The organism is Olivibacter sp. 47 (genome assembly GCF_030372825.1).
GTDB classification, from domain to species: domain Bacteria; phylum Bacteroidota; class Bacteroidia; order Sphingobacteriales; family Sphingobacteriaceae; genus Olivibacter; species Olivibacter oleidegradans.
Map to the genome: position 1 here is coordinate 6,419,863 of NZ_JAUCNR010000001.1, position 18,902 is coordinate 6,438,764.

21 protein-coding genes are annotated in these 18,902 nt (G+C 41.7%); 10 read left to right on the plus strand and 11 right to left on the minus strand.

Annotated features, from left to right (window positions below):
- Positions 1 to 11: 11 nt before the first annotated feature.
- The gene (locus QT327_RS27675) at positions 12 to 1,562 is read left to right on the plus strand and encodes a RagB/SusD family nutrient uptake outer membrane protein (protein ID WP_013664113.1); all 1,551 of its coding nucleotides are present in this window, start codon (positions 12 to 14) and stop codon (positions 1,560 to 1,562) included.
- Positions 1,563 to 1,571: 9 nt separating this feature from the next.
- Entirely contained in the window at positions 1,572 to 3,353 is a 1,782-nt protein-coding gene (locus QT327_RS27680; RefSeq protein WP_149104985.1) for a metallophosphoesterase, read from the plus strand.
- A gap of 39 nt (positions 3,354 to 3,392) precedes the next feature.
- On the opposite strand, the gene QT327_RS27685 is transcribed toward QT327_RS27680, so the two are convergent.
- Positions 3,393 to 3,911 carry a GNAT family N-acetyltransferase gene (locus tag QT327_RS27685; RefSeq protein ID WP_041387073.1) on the minus strand — a complete coding sequence of 173 codons (519 nt, stop codon included), beginning with the start codon at positions 3,909 to 3,911 and terminating at the stop codon, positions 3,393 to 3,395.
- A 166-nt stretch (positions 3,912 to 4,077) separates the two neighbouring features.
- Between QT327_RS27685 and QT327_RS27690 the strand changes: the two genes are divergently transcribed.
- A complete protein-coding gene (locus tag QT327_RS27690) occupies positions 4,078 to 5,133 on the plus strand; it encodes a hypothetical protein (RefSeq protein WP_130855082.1) in 1,056 nt (351 codons plus the stop codon).
- Here the strand turns inward: QT327_RS27690 and QT327_RS27695 are convergent.
- The 3 genes from QT327_RS27695 to QT327_RS27705 all read right to left on the minus strand — a co-directional run bounded on the left by QT327_RS27695 (position 5,108) and on the right by QT327_RS27705 (position 6,768).
- The gene (locus QT327_RS27695; protein WP_130855081.1) at positions 5,108 to 6,103 is read right to left on the minus strand and encodes an energy transducer TonB; all 996 of its coding nucleotides are present in this window, start codon (positions 6,101 to 6,103) and stop codon (positions 5,108 to 5,110) included. The two genes, QT327_RS27690 and QT327_RS27695, sit on opposite strands and share 26 nt — an antisense overlap.
- Before the next feature lie 296 nt (positions 6,104 to 6,399).
- A complete protein-coding gene (locus QT327_RS27700) occupies positions 6,400 to 6,564 on the minus strand; it encodes a bacteriocin (protein ID WP_130855080.1) in 165 nt (54 codons plus the stop codon).
- Positions 6,565 to 6,591: 27 nt separating this feature from the next.
- On the minus strand, positions 6,592 to 6,768 hold the full coding sequence (locus tag QT327_RS27705) for a class IIb bacteriocin, lactobin A/cerein 7B family (protein WP_130855079.1): 177 nt from the start codon (positions 6,766 to 6,768) through the stop codon (positions 6,592 to 6,594).
- A gap of 265 nt (positions 6,769 to 7,033) precedes the next feature.
- Here QT327_RS27705 and QT327_RS27710 point away from each other — a divergent pair, with 265 nt between their 5' ends.
- From QT327_RS27710 to QT327_RS27720, 3 genes are read left to right on the plus strand one after another with little or no spacing between them, the layout of a single operon-like run.
- Positions 7,034 to 7,189, plus strand: a complete 156-nt coding sequence (locus QT327_RS27710; RefSeq protein ID WP_130855078.1) for a class IIb bacteriocin, lactobin A/cerein 7B family — start codon at positions 7,034 to 7,036, stop codon at positions 7,187 to 7,189.
- Positions 7,190 to 7,200: 11 nt separating this feature from the next.
- On the plus strand, positions 7,201 to 8,424 hold the full coding sequence (locus QT327_RS27715; protein ID WP_149104986.1) for an HlyD family secretion protein: 1,224 nt from the start codon (positions 7,201 to 7,203) through the stop codon (positions 8,422 to 8,424).
- Positions 8,425 to 8,429: 5 nt separating this feature from the next.
- Positions 8,430 to 10,616: a peptidase domain-containing ABC transporter gene (locus QT327_RS27720; RefSeq protein ID WP_130855076.1), complete on the plus strand. Its 2,187-nt coding sequence runs from the start codon at positions 8,430 to 8,432 to the stop codon at positions 10,614 to 10,616.
- On the opposite strand, the gene QT327_RS27725 is transcribed toward QT327_RS27720, so the two are convergent.
- The gene (locus QT327_RS27725) at positions 10,613 to 11,431 is read right to left on the minus strand and encodes an ABC transporter ATP-binding protein (RefSeq protein ID WP_289554374.1); all 819 of its coding nucleotides are present in this window, start codon (positions 11,429 to 11,431) and stop codon (positions 10,613 to 10,615) included. The two genes, QT327_RS27720 and QT327_RS27725, sit on opposite strands and share 4 nt — an antisense overlap.
- A gap of 203 nt (positions 11,432 to 11,634) precedes the next feature.
- On the opposite strand from QT327_RS27725, the gene QT327_RS27730 reads away from it, so the two are divergent.
- The 3 genes from QT327_RS27730 to QT327_RS27740 all read left to right on the plus strand — a co-directional run bounded on the left by QT327_RS27730 (position 11,635) and on the right by QT327_RS27740 (position 13,761).
- The gene (locus tag QT327_RS27730) at positions 11,635 to 12,615 is read left to right on the plus strand and encodes a helix-turn-helix transcriptional regulator (protein WP_130855074.1); all 981 of its coding nucleotides are present in this window, start codon (positions 11,635 to 11,637) and stop codon (positions 12,613 to 12,615) included.
- A 199-nt stretch (positions 12,616 to 12,814) separates the two neighbouring features.
- Positions 12,815 to 13,606, plus strand: coding sequence for a restriction endonuclease subunit S domain-containing protein (locus QT327_RS27735; protein WP_289554375.1), 792 nt, complete (start codon positions 12,815 to 12,817; stop codon positions 13,604 to 13,606).
- Entirely contained in the window at positions 13,567 to 13,761 is a 195-nt protein-coding gene (locus tag QT327_RS27740) for a hypothetical protein (protein WP_289554376.1), read from the plus strand. The genes QT327_RS27735 and QT327_RS27740 overlap by 40 nt, the downstream gene beginning before the upstream one ends.
- Before the next feature lie 35 nt (positions 13,762 to 13,796).
- Here QT327_RS27740 and QT327_RS27745 read toward each other — a convergent pair whose 3' ends face one another.
- The 6 genes from QT327_RS27745 to QT327_RS27770 all read right to left on the minus strand — a co-directional run bounded on the left by QT327_RS27745 (position 13,797) and on the right by QT327_RS27770 (position 18,166).
- On the minus strand, positions 13,797 to 14,549 hold the full coding sequence (locus QT327_RS27745; protein WP_130855072.1) for an SDR family oxidoreductase: 753 nt from the start codon (positions 14,547 to 14,549) through the stop codon (positions 13,797 to 13,799).
- 36 nt (positions 14,550 to 14,585) lie between these two features.
- Positions 14,586 to 15,326 (minus strand): SDR family oxidoreductase, encoded by a 741-nt coding sequence (locus tag QT327_RS27750; protein ID WP_130855071.1) that lies wholly within the window; start codon positions 15,324 to 15,326, stop codon positions 14,586 to 14,588.
- A gap of 87 nt (positions 15,327 to 15,413) precedes the next feature.
- Entirely contained in the window at positions 15,414 to 15,938 is a 525-nt protein-coding gene (locus QT327_RS27755) for a helix-turn-helix domain-containing protein (protein ID WP_289554377.1), read from the minus strand.
- 218 nt (positions 15,939 to 16,156) lie between these two features.
- The gene (locus QT327_RS27760) at positions 16,157 to 16,333 is read right to left on the minus strand and encodes a hypothetical protein (RefSeq protein WP_289554378.1); all 177 of its coding nucleotides are present in this window, start codon (positions 16,331 to 16,333) and stop codon (positions 16,157 to 16,159) included.
- Between the two features lie 100 nt (positions 16,334 to 16,433).
- Positions 16,434 to 17,141, minus strand: a complete 708-nt coding sequence (locus QT327_RS27765) for a LytR/AlgR family response regulator transcription factor (protein WP_130855069.1) — start codon at positions 17,139 to 17,141, stop codon at positions 16,434 to 16,436.
- Entirely contained in the window at positions 17,138 to 18,166 is a 1,029-nt protein-coding gene (locus tag QT327_RS27770; protein ID WP_130855068.1) for a sensor histidine kinase, read from the minus strand. The genes QT327_RS27765 and QT327_RS27770 overlap by 4 nt, the downstream gene beginning before the upstream one ends.
- A gap of 262 nt (positions 18,167 to 18,428) precedes the next feature.
- On the opposite strand from QT327_RS27770, the gene QT327_RS27775 reads away from it, so the two are divergent.
- The gene (locus QT327_RS27775) at positions 18,429 to 18,647 is read left to right on the plus strand and encodes a hypothetical protein (protein ID WP_130855067.1); all 219 of its coding nucleotides are present in this window, start codon (positions 18,429 to 18,431) and stop codon (positions 18,645 to 18,647) included.
- The last annotated feature ends 255 nt before the right edge of the window (positions 18,648 to 18,902 follow it).

Genomic DNA, 18,902 nt, shown 5'->3' on the forward strand with positions numbered 1-18,902 from the left:
ATAGACAAAACATGAAAAAATATATTTCCATCTTATCGGTTCTGCTTGTTTTCCTCGTACAGGGATGCAAAAATGTCTTGGAGCTGTCGCCCGAAGATCAGGTTTCCGAAACCAATTTCTTTAAAACCGAGGCCGACTTTACACAGGCTATCAATGCTGCCTACAATCCCTTACGTACGGTAGGCCCGGATTATTATACGGCCGAGATGCGTTCTGATAACACCCATTACGAACATAACCCTGCTATCCAAGGTACCGCTGTTGAAATGAAAGCCGATATTGCCGATTTCACCAACGATGCCAGTAATAACTATTCCAATCAGATCTATTACGACAGTTACAAAGGCATCTCTCGCGCCAACGTCGTGTTAGCGAGAATTGATCAGGCCAGTTTCAACGACGAAGCAAAAAATAACTTTAAAGGGCAAGCCCTATTTCTTCGTGCCTTCTATTATTTCAAGCTTGTCCGCTATTTCGGAGGTGTCCCACTGTACTTAAAAGAAGTAAATAATGAAGCGGACGCCTTCCTTCCCCGTGCATCGATAGAAGAAGTGTATACCCAGATTATCAATGATGCCTCGGAGGCTATTGCACTGTTACCGGTGCCAAGTAAGTTTCCACAATCGGGATATGCTAGCAAAGGCTCGGCTACGATGCTACTGGCGGATATTTATGCCACCCGAAAAGAATACGCACAAGCAGAAAACTTGCTCTTGAGCCTAGAAGCGATGGGGTATAGTCTACTGCCAAACTACGCGGATGTCTTCTCCACAGCCAATAAAAACAGTCGCGAATCCATCTTCGAAGTACAGTTCATGCAAGGGCTGGAAACCGGCATGCAAAGCAACTTCATTTATATCTTCTTACCTAAATGTTATAATACCGCTATTATTACCTACGGCGTAGCCACCCAAAATACCGCCACAGATGGCGGCGGCGGTTGGAACACCCCGACCCAAGATATCATTCGGGCGTATGAAACGGGTGACACACGCTTAGAAGCTTCCATTGGCGTTGCTGAAGGTACGTACGATGGCAGTTATTACTTTACCCTAACCGCTCAAAAAAGTATTGTAAACTATCAGGCTCCAGCAGGAAAGGTAGGGGTTCCTTTCATCAAAAAGTACCTCAATCCACATACCGATAAGAACAATACCAATGATAACTGGCCGGTATATCGTTTTGCCGATGCTTTATTGCTATTAGCAGAAGTACAGAACGAGCAAGGCAAAACCCAAGAAGCCATGGTACATGTCAATCGTGTACGGAGCCGGGCAATCCCGCAAGCAGCACCTTTAACAGCCACTTCGCAGGAAGATGCCCGTAAGCTCATTCTACATGAGCGACGCGTGGAACTCGCCTTTGAAAACCATCGTTGGTTTGATCTACTCCGTTCAGGCAAGGCGATCGAAACCATGAATGCCTATGGGGCCGAACTTAAGAAAACACATAGCTATTTAGTACCATCCTCCTATCAGGTAGATGAGAACAAGCTTTTGTATCCGCTTCCCTTTGCAGAAGTAGGTGTCAATCCCGAATTAATCCAGAACCCCGGCTATTAACGAAAAAGTATGTATAGTAAATTTTTAAGACTCAGCTTCTTGATCGCCCTGTTACTGCCTTTCAGTACACAGGCACAAAAAGGCAATACCCCGCCGAAAGCCAAAAATACGTTCTCTATTGCCGTGATACCGGATACGCAGTATAACACCGAGGAGAGCCAAGGTGGCACCAACAAGCTCTTCGAGACACAGATCGAATGGATACTGGCCAATCGGGAAGCAGAAAATATCGTTTACGTAGCGCATTTAGGCGATATTACCGACAAGGGCGACAGTAAGCCTGAGCAATGGGCTAATGCTGCAAAGGCGATGTACCCATTGGAAAAACCCCTACCGGGACTTCCGAATGGGTTACCCTATGGGTTAGCTGTAGGGAATCACGATCAATACCCCAGTCAATTTGCTGTAAGCGGTACCACGAAATATTATAACCAATATTTTGGTATTGACCACTTTAAAGGTCGCAACTATTATGGCGGTTATTTTGGCAAAGACAACGATAGTCATTACGACCTTATTTCAGCAGGTGGGATAGATCTCATCATTATTTACCTCGAATTTGATGCTTTCGACGAGCAGCAAGAGGCCATGAACGATTGGGCGGTAAATTTATTGAAGCAGTATAAAGACCGAAAAGCCATTATCGTCAGCCACTACATTCTTGGCTATAATCCCGTAGCGGGTAGCAATGTGGCGGGGCAGGCGTCCTTTGGCAAGCAAGGGCAACGTCTGTACGATCGCGTAAAAACCCAGTCCAATGTATTCCTGATGCTTTGCGGTCACGTAGGCGACAATGGCGAGGGCTATCGCCAAGATACTTATGCCGGCCATACCATCAAAACCATGTTATCCGACTATCAAAGTCGACCCATGGGCGGCAATGGACTCATGCGTTTATTGACCTTTGATCTTGAAAAAGATCAATTACGAGTCCGTACGCTATCCCCCTATCATCAGCTAGAAGAAAAAGACGAAGACAGTTTCTTTACCTTACCGCTTTTCCGCGAAGCTTCGGCCAGCAGGATCTATGACTTTGACTTAGACGGCAAGGCCGATCTATATCGTTTCAAAGACGGAAATTGGTACGATGCTAAAAGTATCAAAAGCTCATTAGGTCGCAAAGGTGATATTCCTGTTCCGGCACCTTATACGGGTTATGGCAAGACCAACCCAGCGGTCTATAATGCTGCCGGCGCATCATTTTATGTGGCCGATTGGCGAGCTGTTCCACTAGGAAAACCGGGAGACATTCCCGTTCCTGCAGATTATGATGGCGATGGCATTACTGATCTAGCCGTTTGGAATCCGGAAACAGCCGAATGGTCAGCGGCAGGAAAAGACCCCGTTAAGCATGGATGGAAAGCCTCTGTGCCCGTACCGGCCGATTATGATGGAGATGGCGCGGCGGAAATGGCCATTTGGCGTCCCAGCAACAAAACCTGGTATATTGCCACGGTTGGGAATGTACCTTTTGGCGAAACGGGCGACATACCCCTACCGGCAGATTACAATGGCGACGGGAAAGCAGATATAGCAGTATGGCGACCGAGCACCGGCGAATGGCTCGTATACGGTGCTGAGAAAGCCATTAAGCTGGGTAAGATGGGTGATCTACCCATTCCCGGTGATTACGACGGAAGTGGTAAAGTGCAACCGGCCATATTTGATCCGGCAGCAAAAGTCGTTCGTTTTGCTAACGGGCAAAGTATTCCGTTTGATGCAGGTATCGAAGAAGTTGTCAATATACCTTATGCTATTAAGCGATATTATTTGGATCTGATGAAAAAATAGATTCATATGCTGAGGAAACGGAATATCGTTTCCTCAGCATTAGTCTTTATCTAACAGCTTCTCAAAAGCCATCCGTGCGCCGCCGCGAAAATAAACCTTTCCACAATATTGGTAGTTCAACTTTTCCAGTATACGTAGCATCGCTTTGTTATCAAAATTGGTATCCACTTTCACACTATAAACATCCCGCTCCATAGCCAATTTTTCCAGTTCCTTCATTAGATGCGTCGCCGCTCCTTTGGTTTTAATATCCTGTGCTACTGCTACCCGATGAACCACTACATATTTTTCATTGCTTAGCCATTCTCCCTCAAGCGCTTCGTAAGCCGGTTCACCATCAAAAATAACGGCCATATAAGCCAGAATATCGTTTTTCGATATAAGCACATAGCCGTATCCCTTATCAATATCCTGTTTTACCGCCTCCGGATTCGGATAGCCATCTTGCCATTGCTCACTTCCCTGCTGTTTCCTTAATTCAATGGCTTGTTGTAAGATCTCCCAAATTCTGTCTTTATCTTCTATTGTTGCCGCTCGTAAAGTAAATTCGTTTGTCATAGTTCTAGAAAGCGTAAAAATACGGTTTTATAAAATCGTCTTGGTGATTTAATTGTCAAGAATCTTCATTCGTACACGGCTTTTATTAGAAGCAAAATTATAATTGAAGTAAAGAATTACACATTAAGTTATTATTTTTAACCATCATAAATCGTATTATCTAATTATGGCTCGCGCGTTATTCTCTTTTTTGTTATTACTTGTTGTCCAGTGTGTCCTAGCACAGCCCGATACCACGGATAATAGCTTAGTAGCTTATCATCAAAAATATGCGCTAGGGAATCGATCCACATCCTTTTTAAAGCAATATATACGCAAACTTGATTCACTTGATCAACCCGTAGATCAGCAATTACTGGATGAGTATGTGGGAACTTTACAAGTACGTGATCTGGACAATTTCGAAACGGTTAGTTTTCTTCTACAGCAAGGCCCTATACTCCAAAGCAAAACTTATAGGCTAATCTACATGAATCAAACCATTGTAGATAGCATCTATCATAAGCTTCCATTAGATGAACGCAAAAAAATAAATGGAAAAATCATTAAAAATACCACTCAAAAAGCCATACAGGAAAAAGATATCAACCTGGCTTATAATCTATCGAGTTTCATGTATAACGCCTGGCTGAAGAGCAATCCATTTCTTGCTGACATTGAACAAGATCGCGTCATGGTTGAATACCTAGAACAGGTTGCTGATACCACACAGTATTTCCGACGGGCGGTCAATTATTATGATCGCGTCTATTTGTATTCAACACCCGATTCGATGTTAAAAATGAACCTAGCAGCACACGACAATAAGCCGTACCGCCAACCCTTAGACAGTGCAATGCAAGCAAGATGGGAACATATTCCAGAAGCGAGAAAAAGGCAGTATGATACACTCTTTGCCAAAAGCTTACACCGCGCAGCAGCCAGTTTTATCAAGTTAGGTGCTAAAGGCCCTTATATTTATAACAGTTTACACTGGATTCAGGCCGCTATTAAATGGCGAAACGACGTACCGGAATATTACCATACCTATGCAACGATTTTAGCTTCACTTCAATTACTTCAGGAGGCTATATCCAAAGAAGAACAGGCTATTAAATTAGCCGATCGACAGCAACAAGATACTTCCCGGTATCGGCGTCAGTTGCAAGCACTGAGAGAAGCCCTCCAAAAAAAGAAAATATTTGTAGCAGATGTGACTAACCTTGCAGATTCAAATGAATAGGAATCGTAAATGACACCCTAACCGGAATCCCGCGCAATTTCCCGGGCTTCCATCTTGGAGCAGCACGGAGCACGCGAACACCTTCTTCCCCTGTTCCAAGCCCTAAATCTTGCACAACTTTTATATCAACCAGCTTCCCCTCTTTATCTACTACAAAGCTTAGTACAACAGCCCCGTTGACTCGTTGTTGATAAGCTTGTCGTGGGTACCTGTAGTTCATACCAATGAAACGATATAAAGCCGGCATCCCATCCGGATACACCGGACGTTCTTCCACTTTACTATAAGACACTTCTGTACCCGCGGAGTCAACGCTCGTTCCTTCTATCAGTTTACCTTCGGCATAACGTTCGGTATAGCTATATTTCCGTTTCAAAAAAGTCCCTTTCCATTGCCCGTCTTTATAGCCATTTTTATAAGCTCCCTCCTCAAAATCCTTGTCGTCATTCATATCCTTGACCTGTCCATTACCATCTTTAACCAATTGCGTTCCGAGAGAATCATAAAATACCATCAACTTGGCCGGGGGTACGTCCATTTTCAGGTTTTCTCTTCCCTTCCCTACCCTGCCCGGCGCAATCATTTCCGATTTGAGTTGGCCGTTTTTGTAATAATAGCGGCAATCACCTGCCAAAACACCATCAACGTATTGTTCTTCGCTTATTTTCTTACCATCTTTTTGAAAGGTTGTCACCAAATCGACCAAAGTAATCCGATCGTGAAAAAAAAAAGCACTCCCCGTACGATACACCTCTCCGGTTATGTATTGCTCCAACAGCTTATAGGGTGCATTCGGTTCTTTGCCCGGTGTTAGGGTACGTATATATTGTGCGCTATCCTTTTCTGCAACAATATGGCGGTGCTTATTAAGGTAAGTAACTATTTGATCTTGTCCAAAACCAGGCAACGAAAGCATCGTACCAAATAAAAAGACCATGAGCGTACTGAAACGCAGGAGAAAAATATTCATAAAATCTAGAGACGATTAAATATCGCCACTAATATAATAGCTCTATGTTAAACACAACAAAATAAGTGAAATTTAATAAAGTCACTTGGCGATATAATTTTATTAAGGCTGTACCACCCTATAAAAATGACAAAACTAACTGCTTAATCGGAATCCATTTTTCCGTAAATAACACATAGAACAACACAATAGTTCCAATTAAGATCAAAAACATCCATTCACTTTTCTTTACTTTCATACTATCTGATTTAAAAGAGGTTGCCCGTAAATACAGGCAACCTACAAAAAGGACCTCGCTACTTCAGCATTCCATATACCAAACCCGGAATGGTGCAATACCGAAGATATAAACCTACTGCATAACCAACATCATGGCCGAATGAAGTATTTTCATCAATATGTCCGCCTTCAATCTGTTGAAGCTCATCCATTGATAATTCGATGATTTGTTCACTTTTCATATCTATAAAATTAGTTAAAACAAACAGTTAAAAAGCTTCAGCAACACCTGCTTTGAAGCCTTTCCAATCACTAATTACAGCAGTAGCACCTGCAATAAGAACCCCTGCTGCAACTGTCGCTAAAAATCCTAATCCGCCATTAGTCGATTCAAGCTCTGCCTGAGTCATAGGCACTAAATCTGCATTTAAAATTTCGGTATTCATACGTGTTTACAAAAATTAATTAGGCCTACTCTATTAATTAAGGTTTCGGCATACCCTTTTTGATCATGACCGATGGTAAAATTATATAAAGCAAAAATCGGATACCATCCCTGAAAACTGGTATTTATGATAATACCATTTTCAGGGATTGCTTCACCTAGCTTAGCTCGGTAATTTTGAGTGAAGAGGATACTAAAATTCTCCTCTAACCCAGAGGTTGCTGAAAATCTTGAAAAGAGTAAGCGTTAAACAACAAGTTATAAAGATGGAAAAGACACCAAAAAATGCGGCAGAAGCAGTCGAAATCAAAGAACTGACAACAGAAGAACTGGCTAATGTAACAGGCGGATCCATTCTGGTTCCCATCATTGACATTATTGTTGGCGGGATTAAAGGAAATTTTCCAAAAATGTTCGCTTAAATTCACATTCGGTGCCTGATAAAAATTGGGCACCTCATTTTTCTAAGATGAACAGTAAGGTTATTTTTCCAGCAGAAATTGCCAATCTCACTACCGAAGGCCATTTCAACCGACATTATAACAATAGTAAAATCATCTATCTAATGACGCTATTGGCAATAAGTATCGGTTTTATTTCGCTCTTTTTCATTCGAGTTGACGTAAGCGTAGAAGGTACAGGTATCCTTACTCCTTCTGCAGAACGGAACGTGGTTAAAGCTCCTGTTGCCGGCCGAATCGACAAGGTTTATTTCAAACTAAATCAACCGGTAGCGGCGGGTGATATCCTATTCACTGTTCAAACAAATGTTATCGATGAACAATCGGGATATCTAATGCGAAAAAGTTCGGATCTTCAACAACGAATTAACGATTTATCAGCACTTGTAACACAAAAAAACAACTTTAACACTCAATTGTCCTTACGGACTTCTATTTACCGACAGCAACAAAACCTATATATTCAACAGCTGAAAGAAGCTGATTTAGCATTAGAAAACGCCTTGGTATCGTTTAACCGTAACAGGCAATTACACGAAAAACGCGTATTATCTGACGCGGAGTTTGAAAAATTCGTGTATGAAAAAGATCGTGCTACTTCCAAAAGAAAATTAGTCCAAGAGCAACAAATTTCACAGTGGCAAAATGATTTGGCTAATTTAAAGACTGAATTGAGTGAAATACACTCGCAACGAGATAAATATAAGCAAGAGTTAGACTTTTATACCGTCAGGGCCCCTATTAAAGGGTCTATTCAACAATTTAGTGGTCTTCTATCGGGCAATTTCGTCTCTGCAGGAGAAACGGTAGCCGAAATTTCGCCCGATTCTGGCTTGATAGCCACCGTAAACATTCTTCCGAAAGATATTGGCTTAATCTCTCTGAATCAACCCGTTCGCTTTCAGATTGATGCCTTTAATTACAACGAATGGGGCGTTGCCCATGGTACCGTATTTGACATCTCACGAGATGTATACTTAGACGAAAACCAATCACCTTATTTTCAGGTAAAATGCTCCTTAAAAGAAAACGCCTTACGGTCAAACAATGGTTATGAAGGCACCTTAAAAAAAGGGCTTGGTTTCCAGGCCAGGTTTATGGTAGCAAAACGATCTCTCTTTCAATTGCTCTATGATAAGGTGGATGATTGGTTAGATCCACGCCAAAACAAACCGAAAATGCTACTTAGAAAATAAAAGAGATGGGAAAGATAAAAATAAAGCAACATGACATTACGGACTGCGGCGCAGCCTGCCTAGTATCCGTCAGCGGCTTCTACAATCTGAAGATGCCCATTGCAAAAATACGCGCATTTGCTAGTACCGATCAGAAAGGAACCAACATACTAGGCATGATTTCGGCTGCGCAGCAACTCGGTTTCAGCGCAAAAGGTGTTAAAGGCACGCTCGACAGCTTGGCAAAAATCCCGCTACCAGCAATTGCCCATATCGTTTTCAAAAACGGTTTACATCACTATGTTGTACTTTATAAGCTCAGCAAACAGTACGTGCAACTCATGGATCCAGCAGATGGAAAAATGCACAAAGTCCCGTTAGAGACTTTTAAGGAACAATGGACCGGCGTACTTATTCTCCTCGCACCAAATGAAAACTTCCGGACAGGGAATGAGCGCATCTCGGTGTTTCGTCGCTTTGCCTTCTTATTGAAGCCACATCGGTCTGTCTTCACGCAAGTACTATTCGGCTCGGTTATCTATACTATTTTGGGCTTATCCACAGCTATTTTTGTGCAAAAGCTGATCGATCAGGTATTGCCCGATGGCAATCAAAATCTGCTGAATTTGTTGGGGCTTATCATGATTGTTATTCTCCTGCTGCAATTTTTCATCAACCATTCAAAAACGATATTCACCTTGCAAAGCGGACAGCAAATTGATGCCCGACTCATCCTGGGTTATTACAAACACTTGCTACAATTACCACAACAGTTTTTTGATAATATGCGTGTAGGGGAAATCATCTCACGTATTAATGATGCCGTCAAAATACGGACCTTTATAAACGATGTGCTCGTCAATATTGCCGTAAATATATTTATTATTATCTTCTCTTTTGGCTTGATGTTCACCTATTATTGGAAACTGGCTATCATCATGGCGCTCGTTATTCCCATTTATAGCCTTATCTATTTCATATCCAATAAATTGAATCAAAAAACACAGCGTACTATGATGGAGCGATCAGCCGATCTAGAGACGCAACTGGTTGAATCTATCAATTCCATTGGAACCATTAAACGGTTCGGATTAGAGCAGTTTGCCAACCTTAAGACGGAGAGTCGTTTCATCCATTTACTGCAAAATGTATATCAATCATCCGTCAATATGCTCTGGATAGGCAATACCAATCAATTTGTATCCAGTTTATTCACTATTATCCTTTTATGGGCCGGCGCAAGTTTTGTCTTAAACGGAGCCCTTACCCCCGGCGAATTACTTTCTTTCTATGCATTGATCGGTTATTTTACCGGACCAGTTAAATCCCTCATTGATATGAATCGCACCATGCAAGACGCTTTGATTGCTGCCGATAGGTTATTCGAAGTCATGGATCTTCATCATGAAGACAACGATCAAAAAGCTTGGTTAAATAAGGAATCGATAGGTGATATTCACTTTAAAGAAGTATCTTTTCGATATGGATCACGCACACAAGTGTTTGAAAAATTAAATCTTCATATTGAAAAGGGTAAAGTCACAGCCATCGTGGGTGAAAGTGGTTCCGGAAAAACCACCCTCCTTTCCCTTCTTCAGCGAATCTATGATATTCAAAGTGGCAGCATTCTTATCGGAGGTCTTGATATTAAATATGTAAAGCTGGAAAGTCTTCGTCAGATCGTATCGGTTGTACCACAGCAGATCGATCTATTTGCAGGTAATCTAATAGACAATATCGCCATTGGCGATTTAACGCCCGATATTAACTACATAATGGAAATATGCTCATCGCTCGGCATGCTTCCCTTTATTGAAAAATTACCGAACGGTTTCAACACCTATATTGGAGAAAACGGAACGGCTTTATCCGGTGGTCAACGACAACGCATCGCTATTGCTCGTGCGCTATATCGACGTCCTGAAATCCTCATCTTAGATGAGGCTACTTCATCACTGGATACAAGTTCTGAAAATCACATTCAAAGAGCACTTCATACCTTTCAATCACTCGGTAAAACAGTCATCGTCATCGCGCATCGATTGAGCACCATTGTAAACGCCCATAAAATTATTTTAATGAAGGAAGGGCAAGTGGTAGAAGAAGGCTCTCATTTTCAGCTCATGAAAAAACAAGCCCACTATTATCAGCTATGGCAACCGCAGCTGCCGCCTACGGAGATGACCGAACAACAAGTGGTAGCTTCGCATTAAACCTTCCATCCACGTGATTTTTGCTGTATATCCCACATGCTTCGATAAATCCCCTGCTTTGCCAATAATGCGCTATGCGTACCCAGCTCCGCCATCTCACCGTCCTTTAAAACCAAGATCTGATCTGCCTGTTGAATGGTTGCCAATTTATGCGCAATCACTACAACCGTTTTCAATTTCACTAATTCCTGAATTACCTGCTGAACATATAGTTCATCTTCCAGATCGGGGCTTGCCGTAGCCTCGTCCAACAGCACAATAGGCGTATCCTTCAATAAAGCACGAGCAATACTTATGCGCTGCTTTTGGCTGTCGGAGAGCTTATTCCCCCCGTTACCAATCAAAGCGTACATTCCCTTTGGCAATTCCCAGGCAAAATCTAACACCTGTGCCTTATCTGCCGCAGCAATAATCTCCTCCTCACTTGCGTCTGGCTTTCCGATCTTGATGTTGTTGTAAATAGTGTCGTCAACTAGATCGACATCCTGAAACACGTTGGTGATCAAGCTATAAAATTTATCCTGTTTAATATGCCGAATATCCACGCCTCCGATCTTAATGCGACCGGTATCTACACCCCGGCAGCACGCGATCAGCGAGGCTATCGTCGCGTTACCCGAACCCGTACCCCCTACCAATGCTAATATGGAATTTTCGGGAATTTCTAAATTCAGCTCCCGGGCCGCTAACTTATCTTGATTGCCAAAATTTACCCGGTCAAAGCTGATAGCGTAATGTTGTGGTAACTTGCCCCTCTCTGCTTCCAGCATCGGCTCCTCTGTTACTGTAATAATTTTTTTTAAATGCTCATCCATATAAACGTAGATATCAACCCTAACTATGTTCAAACGATTGTAGAGGTTGTATGCTCTTTTTTATTTAAAATTCCTCTTTACAGACAATCGTTCCGAACAATTTATACTTTTGTACAAAGCTAGCGCGTTATTAAACGCAAAGAGGTCCGCAAAACGGAGTAAAATGTCTGTCAAAAGGAATATTTGGACAATAAAAGACAACTATGGCCCTAAGACTGTATGATTATGAGCTTGGTGATCTCCTTATCAAAAGGGATTATCCCGGTATACTGTTGTCAAACGAGGGGGATGTATGTGAACAACGGACACGATTAATACACCCCGTTGCCAACGGATATTTTCAGGAAATTTATTTCGATGGCATTCATATCGGCTATGGAAAAGCGTCGTTTACAGAAAAAGTTTTCCTCAGCTTTGAAAGTGACTTCGAAACCGTGGAAATGCATTTTGCATTAAAAGGGAAAAGCGCTGCTTATTCTGACCGTTTTGGTAGGAGTATCGGTTTTGAGTCCAATCAACATAATATCATTTATGCCAATCAGATGAGAGGCGAGATGCGATGGGAAAGCAAAGACATTGAGATCTGCGAAATCAATTTTTCCCCGGCTTTCTTTAGACGATTTCTACCCGAAGACTCCACACTATTTATGCAGTTTCAACAGGCAATGGAAAAAGGCGAGGCAGGTATGCTGCAGCCGTATAACAATCGTATCAGCCATCCAATGTATCAGCTCATTCATGAAATCATGCAGTGCAACCGAAAGGGAATATTTAAGAAAATGTTTCTGGAGGCCAAAGTGATTGAGCTGCTATTGTTACAATTTGAACAACTGAGTGATGCCAAACCCTATCATACTTCTTTAAAGAAAAATGATATAGACAAAATCTATGCAGTTAGAGAATACTTGCAAAATAATCTAAATAACCCCTGCTCTCTCATCAACTTGGCACATCATGTAGGTACCAATGAGTTTACGCTCAAAAGGGGATTCAAGGAATTATTCGGCACCACCGTATTCGGTTTCTGGAACGACATTAAAATGGCGCAAGCCAAACAAATGCTCACCGAACAGCAGATGACCGTTGGCGAAGTATCCTTTCAAGTAGGCTATAAGGATCAGCGACATTTTTCAGCTGCTTTTAAAAGGAAATATGGAATATTACCAAGCCAATTAAAAAAATAAGCGACTCGCTAGCGTAACCGGTCAAATTAACATCGCTTCATTTAAACTTTACACCTTTTTAACCTCAGTTTCCTCACGCAACGCTTTAGTGTAAGCAAACAAGCATTCCGTGTAATCTTTTTTGTAAAAGCCTAAATAGTTACTTTCTTTATTACAATAACACTGAATCTATTAATTGCTCATTACTAAAACACATTATATGGAAGCTCTCGCAACGATTACACCCGAATCATTAGCCCTTATCCATTCCAAAATCCTGGACCCTTCCCTTAGCCAAAACAATCTCGGGCCCCGATCGCGGGAGGAGTTATTTCAACTTATTGACGTGCATACACCTTATTACGCGCTTCAAGATGTTCATGTGTTAAAAGACAATATCGTAGCCGCAAAAGTAATTGCCGAATCACCCCTTGGATTTGAGCAATCACCCATTACAATGGCCGAAGCCTGTCGACATCTTGCCATTCTCGGTTCAGTTGCTTGCGCTACCGTCAACCCTAATCAGTCAAAGCACTACTACTTAGCCCATAAAGGAACCTACAAACGAGTTTCAAACGAAAAGTTTGCGATCGGCAAACCCCTCACCATTTTGGCTGAGTGTGTATCATTCGATAAGCGACTTGCTAAGGCCAAAGCTTGTCTCATTGACGCAGAGAACAAGCTGATCTGCGGTATCGATGTCAGCTTTCATGTAATCCCCCAAGCGATGTTCAATAGGCTATTCGCCCATGCTTATCGAGATTATTTACCCGCCTTAACAAGTCCCTATTCGCGTAAAAACACACTATATGATTTAAAATTGTACGATACCGGTGCCACAGCCTCTTTGGGTGAAATAAAAGAACAAGATTGCAGTGGCCATTTCCCCAATCATCCGGCCTTACCGGTAGCAGTGCTTATGGGCGCCTTCTCGATCTATGTATCGCCTTTGTTCAACATGCAACCGGTAGTATGCAAAATGGACTTATTGCAGACGGATGTACGTTACTAGCTGACAACTTAGCCTTGGCGGGTGATATCGTATCTTTAGAAGTTCGACTGGAGGCCCAAAGCAGCGCCTATTTCAAACTACGAGCGCTTGCAAAAACCGACGCAGGAAAAACGGTAGGCGATATAACGACGATTATCAATACCACTACCGTTTAATTTGAAAGTCAAGTTGGGAACCAAAAACAAATAAGCTATTGGGTAGCTCCACCATTAACCAACAAGTGCTGCCCGTTAACAAATGACGACAAACCGCTGGCAAAAAACTCGGCAATATTCGCTACATCTTCCACCTCGGCCAGTCGTTTCATCGGACAGCTATCGATGAGCGATTTTCGGAGTTCGGGATAACTGCCTTCTTCGGCAAAAATTCCGGAATGATCAACAGCAAAGGGTATGATGGAATTGACCGTTACCCCTCGGTGTCCAATTTCTTTCGATAGCACATCCACCAGATAGCGTGGTGTAATTTTGCTTCCACCATACACCGCCATTCCGGCTACCGGAAAGGCCGTCGTACTTGAGGCGATGTAAATAATACGCCCGTTATCTTCTACCGTTTTGGCGGCTTGTTGCATTGTAAAATAAGCCCCTTTGGTATTGATGGCAAATAGCCTGTCAAACTGCTCTTCCGTGAAAGCTGTAACCGGTGTTTCTACCATTTCGATACCGGCATTGGCCACTACAATATCAATCTTCCCAAACGCGGCCTTTGCCTCCTTGAATAGGCGTTCAATATCCGCTACTTTACTAACATCTGCCCGTATAGCTATTACGTTCGCTCCCATTGCCTTAATGTTCGAAACCACCTCGTCAGCCGAGGATATATCCCTCGAATAATTAATAACGATATTAGCACCCAAAGCGGCATAGCGCTCAGCAATTGCTTTACCAAGGCCTCTTGCAGAACCGGTTATGAGGGCTGTTTTATGATGTAAACTGTTCATTTCTTTTATCTTAATTTTATACCACCTGAAAATTAATTAAGCCATTCCTCCATTGGCGCCGATATTCTGTGCATTGATCCATTTTGCTTCATCACTGGCCAGAAACACCACCACCTCGGCAATATCATCCGTATTTGCAATCCGATTGAAGGGATTTAAAGCGGCTAAACGATCAATCGTTTCCTGCGATTTGCCTTCGAGGAATAAAGCGGTAGCAGTAGGGCCCGGTGAGAGGGAGTTGACGTTAATACCTCTACTGCCTATTTCCCTGGCAAATACACGCGTCAATTGTTCAACGGCAGATTTGGTAGCAACATAAGTACCATAAGTAGGCAACATCAAACGGTTTACACTGGTAGAAAAATTGATAATACTTCCATTATCCGCCAAGCGAGTCGCGGCTTCACGTAACGTATTAAAAACGCCCTTCACATTAATATCGAAGATCCGGTCAAAATCCTCGTCGGTTGTGTCTTTAATAAGTTTGTTGATCATAATACCCGCATTATTGACCAATACGTCAATCCGACCAAAATGAGCAATAGATTGATCGAACAACGACTTTACATCGGCGACTTTACTCACATCAGCCTGTACGGCGATCGCCTCACCTCCTTGTTCTTTTATGAAAGATACAACCGCGTCGGCATCGCTTTTACTGCCGGCATAGTTTACCACAACTTTTGCATGAGCTGCTGCCAATTTTTTGGCCACTTCAGCACCGATACCTTTAGAAGCACCGGTCACTAGGATTACTTTTTCTGCTAGATTATTCATTTGTCTATCTTTTAAATTTTGATAGAACAAAGTTAATATGCGCAATAATCGGTGGCTTTACGTGTATTACAGCAAGTGTTGCAAATTTTAAAGAAGATGCGCCTTCCGATACTGCACCGGCGAGGTACCGGTATGTTTTTTAAAGAAGTTACTGAAATGAGCGGTTTCAGAGAAACCTAACTTATACGTAATCTCTTTAATGGATATGGTAGAACGCTGCAAGAGTGTTTTCGCTTCAACCAAGGTCTTTTCAGCAATCCAGGTTACGATGGGTTTGCCGGTTTTGGATTTTATCACATTGCTTAAATAGTTAGGATGTAAATGTTGCGCGTCGGCGTAGTCCTGTACCTTAAATACGACCTCTACATTGCCGTTATTTAGATCGCGGTAATGTTTTTCCAATAACCTTTTGAAAGAAATAACGATCTGCGAACTCCGGTTACCTTCGTAAATCGGATTATAATCTTGCCAAATATGTTCCTTTATCTTATACAAAAGGATAGCAAGCAAATGCCCGATGATAGGGTATTTCGCCTCAGCCTTACCCAAGTATTCCTGTTGAATTTGCTTATAAATGCCTTCTACCGACTGAAAAAAAGCGTCTGATACCACTTGAGGCTTAACGGTTTCCGTTAATAGAAAGGGGAAGTTATCATAAATTTCTTTACTGATATAGTTTTTAAGAAATGCCTCATCAAAGGTGATTAGACAGATATCCTCAATATGAGTCCAACTAAACGTGCGGTAGTTACTCGGATTGGTAAAATAGACCGAATGCGGCTTTACTTCAAAAGTAAGCTCATCGATCGTATATTTCCCGGAACCTTCTTTTACAAATAAGAAAGAGAAAAAGTTGGGGCGATAGGAGGCTGATTGATAGGGTAGCGTAAAGCCAACATCCTTAGATTAAAAATGGTAAAGCCTTCTGTAACATCAAGCAAGTCAACCGGCAGATGAAGGTATTGATATAGCTCTAACAGCGATTTAGACTCGAAGTTTTTTCTCATAATGCGATATCGAAGTTAGTCATTTGTCCGTTAAAAGGAGAAATGATTAAACAGCAATATTTAAAACCATTCCTTTTAGCTCCCAAGAAATTCGCTGCATCTAAAACAATTTTTTTGAGATCAAAGCGAGCAGTTGTTCTCTATACCCCGTACTAATCGGTAACTTTGTTTGTCGGATCAAGACTTGATTATCCACAATCTTCTCCAAGTGATCCAAGTTAATAATATAGGAATTATGTATACGTATGAAGTTTGGCGGTAACTGCTCTTCCAGTTGTTTCATGCGCCTATAAATAAGGACGCTTTCGTTGACGCATACGATATTGACGTACTCCTTGTTTGCTTTGCAATAAAGTATATCCCTGGATCTCATTTTCATTATCTGCTTTCCGGATTTTATGAAGATCGTATCATCTGACAACGTGAGCTCCTTAAGTCCGGCCGGGCGCCGGAGAGCGAAATATCCTTCCGTTTTACGAATCGCTTGCATAAATCGCTTAAAAGTTATAGGCTTTAACAGGTAATCAATGGCATTGTATTCATAACCTTCCATGGCGTGTGACGAATAGGCTGTCGTAAAAATAATACACTGGTCTTTCGGCAGCATAGAAGCCAGCTCCAACCCGGATATATTAGGCATATTGATGTCCAAAAAAATTAAGTCGACTTTATTATTTCTGAGAAAAGTCACTACTTCAAAAGCATCGTAGCATTTCTGCTTTAAGTTCAGAAAATCCACTTTCAGGATATAGTCTTCCAATAAACTCACAGCATTGGGTTCGTCGTCCACAATTAAGCAATTGATCATGTGTATAGCGGTATATTTAATGTGGCAAAGTAATAATTATCCTTTTCAACAATATCCAATCGAAATTGGTCTTTGTAAAGCAACTGCAATCGCGAACGAAGATTTTGCAGACCTACCCCCATTGTTTTGTTCACCGATGGCCTAAAGATCCGGTTACGCACGTCTATAGACAAGCTTTCAACCTCTACATTAATATGCAGAAAGAGTTCATTGGTCTTACTACGCTTATCGATACCATGCTTAAATACATTTTCAACGAGTGGAATAATCAGCATTGGAGGTACTTTTATACCATTGATTATCCCTTTTTCCCTGATTGTTGTCTGTAGCGGGTAGCGCATACGCATTTTCTCCAGATCAATATAATCATAAATAAAGTTCAACTCCTCGTTTAGCTGAATAAATTGTTGTTGCCCTGTATCTACAAAGTAGCGCATGATATTAGAGAGCTTACTTAATAGTGCTGCTGTTTCCGGCGACTGCTGTTGGGCTACGTAATAAATATTATTCAACGTATTAAATAGAAAATGAGGTTGCACTTGCGCTTTAAGCAGCTTTAACTCCATTTCAGCTGAGTGCTGTTTCAATCGTTCCTGCTCACGATGCAAAACAAAATAGTCCAATGCCACCCGAAGTATGCAGCTTATTATATAAACCAATATAGAAGGGATTAATAAAGCGACGAAAACTTCCATGCTCGTGCTTGTGTCTTGCTCTTGTGGATAAAACATAGCATAAAAATAAGACCTGAACGCAACACGGGCCCAACAAACAGTCAAAAGCAGTAGTAAAACCGATGTAAGATAAAGCAGCTTACGATTACGCTTATAGAAACGTGGAATGAGGTAGTATACATTTACATTGACGATAATGAAATAAGAAAATATATTCATAAAGCCAAAAACGAGAGACCTTATCGGTTCGGCATACATGAAATAGGAAAAACTTGTAATAGCGGTTATAAAAAGCCAAATCACTAACTGAAGTTGATTAACAGGCACGTCTTTGCTAAACACCTTTATCATGGCCCCAAAAGTATCAAGTTGATGCCTGATTTCCAATCATTTTCAATGCTTACTGCAGTTTTTTCAATAGATGAAGCATTGAAAAATAACGGTAAACGGTAGCAAAAAAAGCCCGGTCTTGTTGATTTTCTTCTGTCGGTTGTCAAAAAACACCAAATTTTGTCATGAGGTTGAGCAGCTTAAACCCACGCTCTAACACAAAACTTCGATCACATGACAAACCAAAACCGACTCCGCGTAGGTAAGAAATTAACAAGCAACTATGAAAATCGCTCGTAAACTTGCATTAGGTTTCATATTCATCTACGCCATCGTACTGTACAACTGTTCTTCTGAAAGTACGAATGCGAGAATGCAACATAATCAGCGAGTTCTTCAGGTAATTGCAGACAATAAATCCCCAAAAGCAGAGGCTGATCGATTAATGATCACGGCAGATAACCCCTTGCGTATGTGGGGCAGCTCACAAATAGGAAAGTGATTGGTGAATGGAACTCGCGCTCAAAAGAGAAGCCCATTGCCAAAACTATTCTTCCCTAAACCAAGCCTTAACAAGATTCTGATGTTCCTGCCAATCATACCGGCAATCACCACCATCGATAAGGAAAGCAAAATGGTTATCGTTTTTTGAAGGGATAATTAAGCAGCTTATACTTAACAATTTCCTCCGGTGAACCACAGCATTCGGGAAATACCGACATATCTACGGGAAATACAGGTATCACTCAGGGCTTTG

Coding starts and splice junctions, on each gene's coding strand:
- QT327_RS27760 (WP_289554378.1), bottom strand. CDS start 16,333: ATGAGAAAAAACTTCGAGTCTAAATCGCTGTTAGAGCTATATCAATAC.
- QT327_RS27730 (WP_130855074.1), top strand. CDS start 11,635: ATGGCCCTAAGACTGTATGATTATGAGCTTGGTGATCTCCTTATCAAA.
- QT327_RS27705 (WP_130855079.1), bottom strand. CDS start 6,768: ATGAATACCGAAATTTTAAATGCAGATTTAGTGCCTATGACTCAGGCA.
- QT327_RS27735 (WP_289554375.1), top strand. CDS start 12,815: ATGGAAGCTCTCGCAACGATTACACCCGAATCATTAGCCCTTATCCAT.
- QT327_RS27710 (WP_130855078.1), top strand. CDS start 7,034: ATGGAAAAGACACCAAAAAATGCGGCAGAAGCAGTCGAAATCAAAGAA.
- QT327_RS27695 (WP_130855081.1), bottom strand. CDS start 6,103: ATGAATATTTTTCTCCTGCGTTTCAGTACGCTCATGGTCTTTTTATTT.
- QT327_RS27725 (WP_289554374.1), bottom strand. CDS start 11,431: ATGGATGAGCATTTAAAAAAAATTATTACAGTAACAGAGGAGCCGATG.
- QT327_RS27740 (WP_289554376.1), top strand. CDS start 13,567: ATGCAAAATGGACTTATTGCAGACGGATGTACGTTACTAGCTGACAAC.
- QT327_RS27680 (WP_149104985.1), top strand. CDS start 1,572: ATGTATAGTAAATTTTTAAGACTCAGCTTCTTGATCGCCCTGTTACTG.
- QT327_RS27770 (WP_130855068.1), bottom strand. CDS start 18,166: ATGATAAAGGTGTTTAGCAAAGACGTGCCTGTTAATCAACTTCAGTTA.
- QT327_RS27745 (WP_130855072.1), bottom strand. CDS start 14,549: ATGAACAGTTTACATCATAAAACAGCCCTCATAACCGGTTCTGCAAGA.
- QT327_RS27690 (WP_130855082.1), top strand. CDS start 4,078: ATGGCTCGCGCGTTATTCTCTTTTTTGTTATTACTTGTTGTCCAGTGT.
- QT327_RS27685 (WP_041387073.1), bottom strand. CDS start 3,911: ATGACAAACGAATTTACTTTACGAGCGGCAACAATAGAAGATAAAGAC.
- QT327_RS27675 (WP_013664113.1), top strand. CDS start 12: ATGAAAAAATATATTTCCATCTTATCGGTTCTGCTTGTTTTCCTCGTA.
- QT327_RS27750 (WP_130855071.1), bottom strand. CDS start 15,326: ATGAATAATCTAGCAGAAAAAGTAATCCTAGTGACCGGTGCTTCTAAA.
- QT327_RS27700 (WP_130855080.1), bottom strand. CDS start 6,564: ATGAAAAGTGAACAAATCATCGAATTATCAATGGATGAGCTTCAACAG.
- QT327_RS27775 (WP_130855067.1), top strand. CDS start 18,429: ATGAAAATCGCTCGTAAACTTGCATTAGGTTTCATATTCATCTACGCC.
- QT327_RS27720 (WP_130855076.1), top strand. CDS start 8,430: ATGGGAAAGATAAAAATAAAGCAACATGACATTACGGACTGCGGCGCA.
- QT327_RS27765 (WP_130855069.1), bottom strand. CDS start 17,141: ATGATCAATTGCTTAATTGTGGACGACGAACCCAATGCTGTGAGTTTA.